General features: G+C 65.2%; 11 protein-coding genes and 1 tRNA gene. 1 reads left to right on the top strand and 11 read right to left on the bottom strand.

The features are described 5' to 3' along the window. Positions 1–106 precede the first annotated feature (106 nt). The 9 genes from F7D01_RS07065 to pepN form a co-directional block, all read right to left on the bottom strand. Positions 107–180: transfer RNA gene (locus F7D01_RS07065), tRNA-Gly, on the bottom strand. Positions 181–228: 48 nt separating this feature from the next. Beyond that, positions 229–882: an OmpA family protein gene (locus tag F7D01_RS07060; RefSeq protein ID WP_215229474.1), complete on the bottom strand. Its 654-nt coding sequence runs from the start codon at positions 880–882 to the stop codon at positions 229–231. A 20-nt stretch (positions 883–902) separates the two neighbouring features. Further along, complete coding sequence (locus F7D01_RS07055; RefSeq protein WP_215229473.1) at positions 903–2,756, bottom strand: sodium:proton antiporter; 1,854 nt, start codon at positions 2,754–2,756, stop codon at positions 903–905. 90 nt (positions 2,757–2,846) lie between these two features. Further along, the gene (locus F7D01_RS07050; protein ID WP_215229472.1) at positions 2,847–3,383 is read right to left on the bottom strand and encodes an adenine phosphoribosyltransferase; all 537 of its coding nucleotides are present in this window, start codon (positions 3,381–3,383) and stop codon (positions 2,847–2,849) included. Between the two features lie 19 nt (positions 3,384–3,402). Continuing rightward, on the bottom strand, positions 3,403–4,290 hold the full coding sequence (locus F7D01_RS07045; RefSeq protein WP_215229471.1) for a cytochrome c1: 888 nt from the start codon (positions 4,288–4,290) through the stop codon (positions 3,403–3,405). 22 nt (positions 4,291–4,312) lie between these two features. Further along, the gene (locus tag F7D01_RS07040; RefSeq protein WP_215229470.1) at positions 4,313–5,605 is read right to left on the bottom strand and encodes a cytochrome b/b6; all 1,293 of its coding nucleotides are present in this window, start codon (positions 5,603–5,605) and stop codon (positions 4,313–4,315) included. Between the two features lie 18 nt (positions 5,606–5,623). Beyond that, positions 5,624–6,208, bottom strand: coding sequence for a ubiquinol-cytochrome c reductase iron-sulfur subunit (petA, locus tag F7D01_RS07035; RefSeq protein ID WP_215229469.1), 585 nt, complete (start codon positions 6,206–6,208; stop codon positions 5,624–5,626). Positions 6,209–6,351: 143 nt separating this feature from the next. After that, on the bottom strand, positions 6,352–7,122 hold the full coding sequence (gene pgeF, locus F7D01_RS07030; RefSeq protein ID WP_215229468.1) for a peptidoglycan editing factor PgeF: 771 nt from the start codon (positions 7,120–7,122) through the stop codon (positions 6,352–6,354). Then, the gene (pepN, locus tag F7D01_RS07025; RefSeq protein WP_215229467.1) at positions 7,115–9,769 is read right to left on the bottom strand and encodes an aminopeptidase N; all 2,655 of its coding nucleotides are present in this window, start codon (positions 9,767–9,769) and stop codon (positions 7,115–7,117) included. Before pepN ends, pgeF begins: the two co-directional genes overlap by 8 nt. A 54-nt stretch (positions 9,770–9,823) precedes the next feature. Between pepN and F7D01_RS07020 the strand changes: the two genes are divergently transcribed. Then, positions 9,824–10,606 (top strand): SDR family NAD(P)-dependent oxidoreductase, encoded by a 783-nt coding sequence (locus tag F7D01_RS07020; RefSeq protein WP_215229466.1) that lies wholly within the window; start codon positions 9,824–9,826, stop codon positions 10,604–10,606. Here the strand turns inward: F7D01_RS07020 and F7D01_RS07015 are convergent, their stop codons facing one another. Together F7D01_RS07015 and F7D01_RS07010 are read right to left on the bottom strand one after the other, a co-directional pair. Next, a complete protein-coding gene (locus F7D01_RS07015; RefSeq protein WP_215229465.1) occupies positions 10,607–11,563 on the bottom strand; it encodes a DMT family transporter in 957 nt (318 codons plus the stop codon). Beyond that, the gene (locus F7D01_RS07010; protein WP_215229464.1) at positions 11,560–12,555 is read right to left on the bottom strand and encodes a low specificity L-threonine aldolase; all 996 of its coding nucleotides are present in this window, start codon (positions 12,553–12,555) and stop codon (positions 11,560–11,562) included. Before F7D01_RS07010 ends, F7D01_RS07015 begins: the two co-directional genes overlap by 4 nt. Between the last annotated feature and the right edge of the window lie 51 nt (positions 12,556–12,606).

The following is a 12,606-nucleotide window of genomic DNA, read 5'->3' as shown; positions in this document are numbered from 1 at the left end:
CTGGAAGCATTTGGGGTCCGACTATCTTTCAGGGGCGGAATTCGCCACTGGAGGCACGGCTCGATCTCTCGTCGGGGAAGCTGTCGGCGATACACTAAGGAGAGACTGGAGCGGGTAAGGGGAATCGAACCCCTCTAGCTAGCTTGGAAGGCTAGAGCATTACCACTATGCTATACCCGCTCTACCGGCTCGCATTGCCACCGGTGGGGGCTATCCGTCAACGCCGCTTTATTCGTCCGAGCCCGTTGGTTCGGTGGTTGGCTGGGCCGAGTTCGGTGCCGCCGTGGCGCGAACTGCATCCTTCTCTTGCGCCGACTGCGCTTCCTCTGCGGTCATGGTGGCGCCTGCAGGCACCGCGACGTGGATTTCCACGCGGCGATTCGCGGTCCGGCCCGGTTCGTTCGGGGTGCCATCGGGAAGCGCGTTGGGCTGAACCGGGTTCTGCTCTCCGAACGCGATCACCGTCAGCCGGTCCTTCGCGACGCCGTGGTCGACCAGCCAGTCGCGCACGGCATTGGCCCGTTCCTGCGACAGCTTCATGTTCGCCTCGTTCCGCCCCGAACTGTCGGAATGCCCGCGAATGGTAATAGCCTGCCCGCGCGACAATTGCGGAGACTCGAGCACGTCGCGCAATTGCGCCTCGGCCTCGGGCGATATCTCCGACCCGGTGCTGCCGAAGCCGATGGTCGCATCGAGCGATTCGAGAGGGACGGTCGGCGCCTCCTCGATATCGGGCCGGATGATGCTGACCGGATCGGCAGAGGTAGGCGTGGATGTTTGTGTGGGGGTGGATGAGGGCTGAGCCTCCCTGCCTTCGTCACAGGCAGTCAAGCCGAGTGCAAAGGTCGCCACTGCGATGGCGATAAGGGGGGTGCGGTTCATCGGTCTTTTCCTCGAATCATTCATGCCGGCTGTGCCGGGCTGGCGCGTTTCGCTGCGCGTTTCGCTGCGGCGGCCTCGCGATCTCCCGGCTCGGGCGGGGAATAGGATATCACGATATCGCCAGCCCTCGGCTCGGGCCGGGCGGCATGCGTGAAGAAGCGCATTATGCCGCCTTCACGCAACAGCAACAACATCTGCGCCCCGTCGGGCAGTTTCTCGCGCGCATCTTCGATCGAGAATTCGTCGGTCAGCTTGGTTCGGCGAAATTCCCATTTGTCCTGCTGGCGCTGGTGCACCTCGGCGACGCCGAAGCCGGCCTCGAACAGGGCTCGCCCGCGGAGCGAAGGCGGCAGAGCGCGATGATCCTCCTCGTCCGCATCGCCGAGCTGGTAGACGCTGTCGCGACCGACCTCGTGAGCGAACTCGCTACATACCAGTGCGTTGTAGGCCTCGTTCTCGGTCACTGCGACCAGCACCTGGTAGGGATTCAGATCAAGGTTATGTTCGGTCGCCTCGTTCAGGATCTCGCCGTGATAATACGGTAATCCTTCACGACGCGCGGCGGCGAGACGTTGCCAGCTCGAATCGACCACCATCACCGGAGTGTCCAAATCGTGCATCTGCTTGCCCAAAGCCACGCCCCACGGAGTGGAACCGACCACAAGCAGGCCGGGGCGGTTCGTGCCCTTTATCTTGAGCCAACGAGCGACGATGTCGACCGTGAAACCATGCGCCACAATGGTCGCCACGACCACCGCGAAGCTCAACCCGATCAGCAGATTTCCATCGGTATAGCCGATTTCGTTCAGGCGCAGGGCGAACAGGCCCGAGATCGCGACCAGCACGATACCGCGCGGCGCGATCCAGGCGATGAACAATCGCTCGTTCCACGGAGTGGAGCTGCCGAGCAGCGAGACCAAGACCGTCACGGGGCGTACAAAGAAGAGCAGGACGAGTAAGAACGCGCCGAAGCGCCAGTTGAAATATTGGAGTTCGTCGAACTGGAGCGATGACGACAGCAGGATGAATATGCCCGAGACCAGCAGGACCGCGATATTCTCCTTGAACGGATGGATCGATCGCAGGCTCGACATGTCCATATTGGCAAGCGCGACGCCCATCACGGTCACCGCGACCAGCCCTGCTTCATGCTCGATCTTGTTCGAAAGTACGAACACTCCGATGACCACGCTGAAGAGTACGGGGACCTTCAGATATTCAGGCACCGCGCCGCGCGGGAAGAGGTAGGCGATTGCCGCTGCGGCGGCGTAGCCGATCACCCCTGCGATCACCGCTGCGATGAGGAGCGGCGGGACCACCTCAAGCAGGGAGGCTCCTGGTGCCTCGGCAACCTTGCGGAAATACTCGTAGGCGATCACGGCGCACAGCGCGCCGGTCGGATCATTCACGATCGCTTCCCACTTCAGAATCGAAGCGGGCCGGGTCTGAATGTTCGATTGCCTTAGCAGGGGAAGCACGACGGTCGGGCCGGTCACCACCAGGATGCCCCCGAACAGGATCGCTACCGGCCAGACGATGCCGGCAACGTAGAACCCGGCGGCCGATCCCAGCGCCCAACCTACCGCGACACCGATCGTGGCGAGCCGCCAGACGGCATCGCCGGAATGGCGCAATTCGCGCAGGTCGAGGCTCAATCCCCCTTCGAACAGGATCAGCGCGACCCCGATGCTGATCATCGGCTCCAGCAGGTTACCGAAGGTTTCCTCCGGATTCAGAAAACCGAGGATCGGTCCGGCGAGGAAGCCGGCGGCCAGCATGAGGACGATGGCGGGCCAGTTGGTTCGCCAGGCGAGCCATTGCGCACCGATGCCAAGGACACCGATGATGGCGATAACGAGCGCTTCAGAATGCATGATGGCGTGGCTGTCCCCTCGGCCTTCGCTTGACCCTACTCCGAATGCGCGCGCGGGGCAAAGTATCCGCACCGCGTATGTAATGCCGCGTCAGTCGCCCGGAAAGGTCATCAGGGCATCGACAGGGACAGCCTCTGCTCTGAGCCGCTGCGCACCGCCGAGATCGGGAAGGTCGATGGCAAATAGCGCGGCGGCGACGTGCGCGCCCGTGCGGCGCAGCAGATCGGTCGCGGCGAGTGCGGTTCCGCCGGTTGCAACGAGGTCGTCGACCAGAACCACCCGCGTCCCGGGCGGCACGGCCCCCGGATCGAGTTCCAGCCGATCGGCGCCGTATTCCAGTGCGTAACCGACGGCGATGGTCGGCACCGGGAGCTTGCCCGGTTTGCGTACGGGCACGAAGCCCAGGCCCAGCTCTACCGCCACTGCGGTGCCGAAGATGAAGCCGCGCGCCTCGATCCCGGCGATCAATTCCGCCTGATGCGCCCGCGCGCGTTCGGCAAGCAGCGCAACGGATGCCGCGAGCGCCTCGCCATTCGACAACAGCGTGGTGATGTCGCGGAACTGGATACCCGGCTTCGGAAAGTCGGGAACGGTGCGCACATGGCGCTCCAGTTCCGCCAGCGTCATGCCCGGCGCAGGACCAGCGTCAGTCAGTCCTGCTCGCCTTCTTCTTCGGCTTCACCGCCGCCCAGACGTGGTTCTTGGCGAAATAGGCCAGAACCGAGGCGAAGATGAGGAACAGGACCACCGGCCAGCCGGTCTGCTTGCGCTTCACCAGCTTCGGCTCCGCAGTCCAAGTCAGGAATGCTGAAACGTCCTTCGACATCTGGGGAATGGTCGCCTTGGTGCCGTCGTCGTAGGTCACCTGGCCTTCACTCGTCAGCGGCGGCGGCATGCCGATCGCCAGCGCCGAGAAGTAGGGATTGAAATAGGTCCCCGGCGGAACCGACCAGTCCGGGAACGCCTCGTGGAGGGATTCGCCGTTCTCAAGCTTGAAGGTCGCGGGATCGCGGTAGCCGGTCAGCAGGGAATAAACGTAATCCGTGCCGTCCTCGCGCGCCTTGGTGATCAGCGAGAGATCGGGCGGCACCTTCCCGCCATTGGCCGCCTTGGCAGCGACCTCGTTCGGATAAGGCGACGGGAAATAGTCGGTCGGGGTCGCGGCCCGGCTCGTTTCCTCGCCCGTGTCCGGGTTTACACCGGGAACCTGCACGCTTGCCGCGATCGCCTTCACCTGGCCCTCGTCGTAGCCGAGCTCGCCCAGATCGCGGAACGCGACGAATTTCATCGAGTGGCAGGCGGCGCACACTTCCTTGTACACCTTGTACCCGCGCTGGAGCTGCGCCAGGTCCCAGGTGCCGACCGGCCCCGTGAACGAATAGCCGCCCTCCGGCTCGTGCGGATGCAGATGGAATACGTGGTCGACGCTTTCGGGCGTCGGATCGGTCGCGGCGGTATATGCGCCGGATATGAAGGCCAGCAGCACGACAAGTGTAAATACGAGCCCTGCGGCGATACCAAATAGGCGGATCATCGTGTGGTCTTTCCCTGTCGCGTCATACCGCCGGAGAGGCGTTCTCGCCCTTCACCGGCGTCTTGTCGGAGCCCAGCACCGCCTCGGTAATGGATAGCGGCAGCGGCTCGGGCCGCTCGATCGACGATACGATCGGCAAGATCACGAGGAAGTGGAGGAAATAATACGCGGTCGCGATCTGGCTCAGCATCACATAGGGCTCCTCCGCCGGCGCGCCGCCGCAATAGAACAGCACGGCCATCGCGGGGATCAGCCCGAACCAGAAGAACTTGCGGAACAGTGGGCGGTAGTGGCCGCTGCGCACCGGCGACTTGTCGAGCCAGGGCAGGAAGAACCAGCACAAGATCGCGCTGAACATCGCGAGCACACCCCACAGCTTCGCCGGCAGGATGAAGTCGAAGGTAAAGGCGCGCAAGATCGCATAAAACGGCCAGAAGTACCATTCGGGCACAATGTGTGCCGGCGTCGAAAGCGGGTTCGCCTCGATATAGTTGTCCGGGTGGCCGAGATAGTTCGGCAGGAAGAACACAAACAGCGTGTAGATAATGAGGAAAATGCCGAGCCCGAACCCGTCCTTCGCCGTGTAGTACGGATGGAACGGCACGGTGTCCGCTTCGCTCTTTACCTCAACGCCGGTCGGGTTGGACGACCCGGGGATGTGCAGCGCCCAGATGTGCAGGATCACGACGCCCGCGATCACGAAGGGCAGCATGAAATGCAGCGAGAAGAAGCGGTTCAGCGCGGCGTTGTCGGGCGCGTAGCCGCCGAGCAGCCAGACCTGGATCGGCTCGCCCACCAGCGGGATCGCGCCGAACAGGCCGGTGATGACCTTCGCCCCCCAGAAGCTCATCTGGCCCCAAGGCAGGACGTAGCCCATGAAGGCGGTCGCCATGGTAAGGAGGAAGATGACCACGCCGAGCAGCCAGATCATCTCGCGCGGCGCCTTGTAGCTGGAGTAGAAGAATCCGCGGAAGATGTGGAGATAGATCACCACGAAGAAGAAGCTTGCCCCGTTCGCGTGCGCATAGCGCAGCATCCAGCCCCAGTTGACGTCGCGCATCAGGTGCTCGACCGAGGCGAAGGCGACGTTGGCGTTGGCGGCATAGTGCATCGCCAGGACCACGCCGGTAACGATCTGCAGCATCAGGCAGAACCCGGCCAGGACGCCGAAATTCCACATGTAATTGAGGTTGCGCGGCACAGGATAGCCGGCGCCCACCGCACCATAGACGAGGCGCGGCAGCGGCAGCTTCTCGTCGAGATACCGCATCAGCGGATTGGACGGAGTGTATTCCTTGGCCCAGGCGAAGCTCATGGTCGGTCTTTCTCTGCCTTACCCGACGGTGACGGTCGTGTCGGAGGTGAATTCGTAATCCGGAACCTCGAGGTTCTTCGGTGCCGGCCCCTTCCGGATGCGCGCGGCGGTGTCGTAGCTGGAGCCGTGGCAGGGGCAGAAATAGCCGCCGAACTCGCCGCGGTTCTCGCCCTCGCCCGCGCCCAGCGGAACGCAGCCGAGATGGGTGCAGACGCCCATGGTGATGAGCATGTCCTCATGCCCTTCCTTGGTCCGCTCGGCCAAGGTCTGCGGATCGCGCAGCGCGGACAACGGCACCGCGTTCGCCTCGGCGATTTCCTTGGGCGTAAGGCGACGCACGAACAGGGGCTGTTTACGGAAAACCGCCTTGATCGCCTGCCCGGCCTCGATCTTGGAAACGTCCACCTCGGTGCTCGCCTCGGCCAGCACGTCGGCGGACGGTGCCATCTGGCTCACCAGCGGATAGACCACCGCGAGCGCACCGACACCGCCTGCGCTGATCGCGGCGATGTTGATGAAATCGCGGCGACGGAACGTGTCGCCGTGCGTTTCGGAAATGTCGGTCGCCTGGTCCGCCGCGGCGGTTCCCGAAGTCTCAACCATCAGTTCTGCCTTGCCCTCGGCGCGAAAAATGCGCCCGTGATCTTACCCATAACGGCTGCGGATGGAGAACCCGGACCGCCGCTTTGCGGGCGCTACTAGCTGCTAGAGGGCGCTAAGCCAACCGCCTTTTGACCGTCAAGTGGCTAGGCCGGTGGCAGACCGATGACAGACCCCTGCCGCCCGTAGCTCGCCTCTCCGCGATGGGTGGCACGGCGATAGGAATAAAACAGTGCCGGTTCGGCGTAGGTGTCACGCCCGATGACCTCGACCCGACCGACACCGGATCGCTCCAGGCGATCGGCCACGAAACCTGACAGATCGAATTGCCACCGGTCTTCCTCCCCTGTTTCGAAGAACCGGTGCGCATCGTCGGGAAAGGCTGCCCGCATGTCCGGGCCGACCTCGTAACTCGCCTGCGCTATGCACGGGCCGACCGCGGCGCGAATGTCGGATTTGCGCGCGCCCAGGCGGACCATTGTCGCCACCGTGTTGCCGATTACGCCACCGAGCGCGCCGCGCCATCCGGCGTGCGCCGCGGCGACCACGCCCGCGCCTGGGTCGGCGAGAAGCACCGGCGCGCAATCGGCGGTCACGATACCCAGCAACAGGCCCGGGGTCGCCGTGACCAGGGCATCGGCACGCGGCCGATCGTCCCCGCCGACAGGACTCTCGACAAGTGCGGCGTCGGGAGAATGCACCTGATAAGGCATGGCAAGTTCGGCCCCAGGAAGGATGGCGGCGATCGCGCGACGCCGGTTTTCCGCGACCGCCTCCGGATCGTCCCCCGCCCCCGTACCGAATTGCAGCCCGGACAGCTCTCCGGCGGACACGCCGCCGCGGCGAGTCAGGAACCCGTGCGGGACATTCCCGAGCACCGCGGCGCGCAGCGGCTCTAGCTGTTCGGCGTCAACCAAGGCTGCGGGTGACCTGCTCGAAAGTGTCCCGCGACAGGTTCGGCGCCGCCGCGATCCGCTCCAGTTCGCCGCGCATCAGTGCCGCGCGACCCGGCTCGATCCGGCGCCAGCGACCGAGCGAGGGTACGAAGCGCGCCGCGGTTTGCGGGTTGATCGGGTCGAGAGCTAGGATGAGGTCGGCGATCATGCGATAGCCCCGGCCATCGGCGGAATGGAAGGCGTGGGGGTTGCCCGCGAAGGCCATGTAGAGCGCGCGCACCCGATTCGGATTGCGCAGGGTGAAGTCGGGGTGGCTCGCCAGGGTTTCCACGTGTTCGAGCACATCGGGGTGCGTCGAAATCGCCTGGAGCGTGAACCATTTGTCGATCACCAGCGCATCGCCTTCGAACCGCCGATAGAAATCGTCCAGCGCGGCCTGGCGTTCCGGCACATCGAGGCCCGCCAGCACCAGCAGCGCGCTCTGGCGGTCGGTCATGTTGTCGGCGCGCTCGTACTGCGTCATCGCGCGTCTGGCCGAACCGGCCGGATCGGCCGCGGCGAGATAGACGAGCGCCTGCCCCTTCACCTTGCGCGCACCCTTGGCGGCGGCATCCAGACCGAACGGAACCGCGCTCGTGCGGTCGTGATGCGCACCGAGCTGGGTCGCAAATCGCTCCCCCAGCCAAGCCTTCAGCGCCTCTCGCTCCTCGTGAATGAGGCCCGGATCGGCGATCTCGATCTGCTCCGCGAGGTAGGATTGTGTAGGCAGGCTGATGAGTTCGCCGCGCATCGAATCGTCGAGCTGGTCGTCGGCCAGGATCGCTCCGAACGCTTCGCCGATCGCCTCGCGCCCGCTACCGCGTTCGGTATCGGACAGTCGGCCCTCGACCGCCGCGACCAGATGACCGACGAGCAGTTCCTGCATCGCCTCGTAGCGCGCAAAGGAATCGTCGTCCTTCGCGGCGAGAAAAACGAGGTCGGCGGGCGAGACGCTGCGATGGATCGACACCGGTGCCGAATAGCCGCGATTGATCGACAGAACCGGCGGCTGCGCAAATCCGTCGTAGCGGATTTCCGCCTCGGCTTCGTCGAGCACGAGCAATTGCTCGCCCCGATGGGCACCGGTTTCACGGTCGAACAGCGCCAGCTTGAGCGGAATCGGCATCGGCTCTTTCTCGGGCTGGTCCGGGGTGGCGGGCACGCTCTGCCGCAGCGAGAGGATCGCGATGTCGCCTTCATGCCGGAGCGCGACGTCGACGCGGGGCGTGCCGGCCTGCGAATACCACAGGCGGAACTGGTCGAGGTCGAGCCCGGCGCCATCCTCGATCGCCTTCACGAAATCCTCGCACGTCGCCGCCTCGCCGTCGTGCCGCTCGAAATAGAGGTCGGTGCCTTCCCGGAACCGCTCGGGACCCGCCATGGTCCGCATCATACGAATGACCTCGGCCCCCTTGTTGTAGACCGTGGCGGTGTAGAAATTGCTGATCTCTCGGTAGCTGTCGGGCCGGATCGGGTGGGCCAGCGGCCCCGAATCCTCGGGGAACTGGACGCTGCGCAGCACCCGCACATCCTCGATCCGCTTCACCGCCTCGCCCTGCATCGCCTGGCTGAACAGCTGGTCGCGCAACACGGTGAAGCCTTCCTTCAGGCTCAGCTGGAACCAGTCGCGGCAGGTGATGCGGTTGCCCGACCAGTTGTGAAAATATTCGTGGCCGATCACGCCCTCGATCGCCTCGAAATTGCCGTCGGTCGCGGTCTCGTAGTCCGCCAGCACGTATTTGGTGTTGAAGACGTTGAGCCCCTTGTTCTCCATCGCCCCCATGTTGAAATCGGACACCGCGACGATGTTGAACACGTCGAGATCGTATTCGCGCCCGAACGCTTCCTCGTCCCACTTCATCGAGCGCTTGAGCGATTCCATGGCATGTTCGGTGCGCGGCAGATCCTCGGCGCGCACCCAGATGGCGAGGTCGACCTCTCGCCCGCCCATGGTGGTGAAGCGGTCACGCCGCGCCTCCAACTGGCCCGCGACCAAGGCGAACAGATAGCTCGGCTTGGGCCACGGATCGTGCCATTCGGCCCAGTGGTATCCACCCTCCGCCTCGCCCGCATCCGTGCGGTTTCCATTCGCGAGCAGGACGGGAAAGGTTTTCGCCGGCCCTTCCATGCGCACGGTATAGGTGGAAAGGACATCGGGACGGTCGGGGAAGAAGGTAATCCGACGGAACCCTTCCGCCTCGCACTGCGTGCACAGCATCCCGTTCGAGGCATAAAGCCCCATCAGCTGGGTATTGGCGGACGGGTCGATCTCGGTCTCTATCGCAACCGTGTGCGCCTTGCCCGTCAACGGGACGTCCAGATCGTCGCCGACCATAGCGAAATCGTTCACTGCATTCCCGTCGACCGTAATAGAAATGGGAGTGAGGCCATCGCCGTTGAGACGCAGCACGCTGTCCGGTGCCGCCGCCGGATTGCGCTCGACGGTCAGGATGCTGCGCACCTTCGTCCGATCCAGCCCCAGATCGAACTCCAGCCGCGTCTCAGGCACGAGCCAAGCGAAGGGCGTGTAGTCCTTCCGCCGGATGATCGGCGGCTGCTTGGGTTCGGGTGGCGCATCGGCCAGCTGCGGGTTGCCGTCGGGAGTCGATGGGGTGCGGGAGATATCCATGGCGGTGTCGGTTACTCCCTTTCGCGAAGCGGTCGATAGGCTAGAATGCGCAGCATGGCGCAATTGTTCATTTTCGGCCTCGGCTACACCGCGAAGCGAATCGCGGATGCGGCAGAGGGGCTCGGCTGGGATGTAGGGTCGACCGGCTCGGACGGAACCCTGCAGTTCGACGACGAGACCGCGGTGCGCGATGCGCTGGCCGGATCGGCGGCGGTTCTTTCATCGGTTCCGCCGGACCGCGACACCGGCGGCGATCCGGTGCTGGAGCGGTATGGCGATTCGCTGTCGCACGACTGGCTCGGCTATCTGTCGTCGACCGGGGTCTATGGCGATGCGCAGGGCGCCTGGGTGGACGAGGGCACGCCTGTCGGCGGCGGACGGCGCAGCGCGCGGACCGAATGCGACGCGGCATGGATCGATCGCGGCGCACGTGTCTTTCGCCTGCCCGGCATCTACGGGCCTGGGCGCAGCGCACTCGACCGGGTCCGCGCGGGCAAGGCGCATCGCATCGACCTGCCGGGCCAGGTGTTCAGCCGCATCCATGTCGAGGATATCGTTAGCGGCGTGATCGCGGCGCTGACGGGCGATGCGCCCGCCGGTGCCTACAATCTCGGCGACGATCTGCCTGCCAGCCACAACGCCGTGACCGAGGAGGCGTGTCGCCTGCTCGCGCTTGACCCGCCGCCGCTGCAGACGATGGACGAGGCCGGGCTGAGCGAAATGGCGCGCGGTTTCTACGCCGAGAACCGCCGCGTCTCGAACGGCAAGGCAAAGCGGGTGCTGGACTGGCGGCCGCGCTATCCGACCTTTCGCGAGGGATTGCGCAATTTGATCTAACTACTCCCCGCCCGCCGCGACCGGGCGCGGCGGTACCGAATGGCGCGAGCGCAGTGCGATGACGAGCCCGACCAGCGCCAGAATGGCCCCGCTGATGGTGACCGGGTTCCAGTGATAGTCCTCGAACAGAGTCGACAGCACCATCGCCACAGTCACCGTCACGATCCCGTTATAGGCCGCCTTGCCCGCCCCGATCTGGCGTACGAGATTGTAATGAAGCGGGAAGGTTACGACCGATCCCGCCAGCGCGAGCCACGCGATCCCGCCCCAGTAGCCCGCCGAGGTCGGGAAAGTCGGTGGACCGGCCGTCGCCCAGGCGAGCGCGAAGTCGAGGATCGTGCCGTAGAGCATCGACCAGGCGAGCAGGCTGACCATCGGCAACCGCCGCCCCGCCTCGTTCGCCTGCACCACATTGGCGAAGCTGGCCGACAGCATCCCGCCCACCGCCAGCGCGATGCCGACCCATATGCCGCCTCCTACATCCGAGAATGGCGGCGCGGTGCGCCCTTCATGGATCAGCAGCAGGGCGATGCCCGCGCCCGCGACCAGACTGCCGATCACGAAGCCGCGCGTGATCCTCTGCCCCAGCATCACGCGGCCGAATACCGCGTTCGGCACCATCAGCATGCCGAACATCACCGCGACGATGCCGGAGGTCAGGTGCAGTTCCGCCCGATAGACGAAGTTGAAATTCATGCAGAACTGCGCCAGCCCGACCATCAGCGCCAGCATCTGCCCCTGCCGCCCGATGGACAGGCTGCGTCGCATCACAATGGCGACCAGAAACATCGCCGGGGTCGCGAGCAGGAACCGCCACGCGATCGACCAGCTGGCCGCGACCCCGTCGATCTGCCCGGTAATGACGAGCCAGGTGGAGCCCCAGATGGTGCCGGTCAGCAGAAACGGGACCAGCACCCGCCAGCTGAGAAAGGGCGGATGCGCCCGTTGGGAGGTCACAGCGCAGCGATCGCTCGACCGAGCGCGCGGGCAGCCTCCTGGTCGCTGTCCCACGCCGCGACGAAGCGCGCGGCGTCGACGCCCCAGTCGTAGAATTCGTAGCCCTGCCCGCGCAGCTCTTCACGCTCGGCAGGGGTCAGCGTCACGAACACCTCGTTCGCCTCGACCGGGTGGAGCAGGCGCTCGCTTGCTTCCCCCGCAATCGCCTGTGCCGCCGCATTGGCCGCACGCGCATTCTCCAGCCACAGCCCGTCCTCGACCATGGCCAGCAATTGCGCGGCTAGGAAGCGCCCCTTCGATTGAAGATGCCCCGCCCGCTTGCGGCGATAGCGTACCACATCGGCGAGCGCGGGGTCGAAGAACACGATCGCCTCCGCGCTCATCGCACCGTTCTTTACGCAGCCGAAACTGAGCGCATCGGCCGGCCCCGCAGCCTCCGCGGGTGTGCAATCGAGGAAGGCGACGGCATTGGCGAACCGCGCGCCATCGACGTGCAGACGCAAATTCCGGTCCCGCGCCAGGGTGCTGATCGCCGCGAGTTCTTCCGGACGATAGGCGCGCCCGTACTCGCTCGCCTGGGTGACCGAGATCGCATGGGGCTGAACCTGATGCACATCGTTGCGGATGGGGTCGATCACCTGTGCGATCGTCTCGGGCGTGAGCTTTGCACCCTCTCCTTCGGCCAGCATCAGCTTCGCACCGTGGAGGTAGAAGCCGGGCGCGCCGCCCTCGTCCGCCTCGATATGCGCCTCGCGGTGGCACACGACGCCGCCATGCGGCGGCACCATGGCCGACAGCGCGAGACAGTTCGCCGCGGTCCCGGTCGCGACCCACAGCACCGCGACCTCGCGCCCGAACAGTGCGCCGAACGCTGCATCCTGCCGCTGCGAGATAGCATCGCCATCGTATGGCGTGTCCGTCGCGTCGGCAGCGCGCATCGCCTCCCACACCTGGGGATGAACGCGGGCGGCATTGTCGGAGAGGAAACGCATGGAACGCCCCTAGCGCGCACGGCGTTGAGCGCAAGAACCAGCAAGGGATCA

This window comes from Erythrobacter sp. 3-20A1M, from assembly GCF_018636735.1.
Lineage (GTDB): Bacteria > Pseudomonadota > Alphaproteobacteria > Sphingomonadales > Sphingomonadaceae > Alteriqipengyuania.
This window is presented reverse-complemented; position numbering and strand designations above follow the sequence as displayed.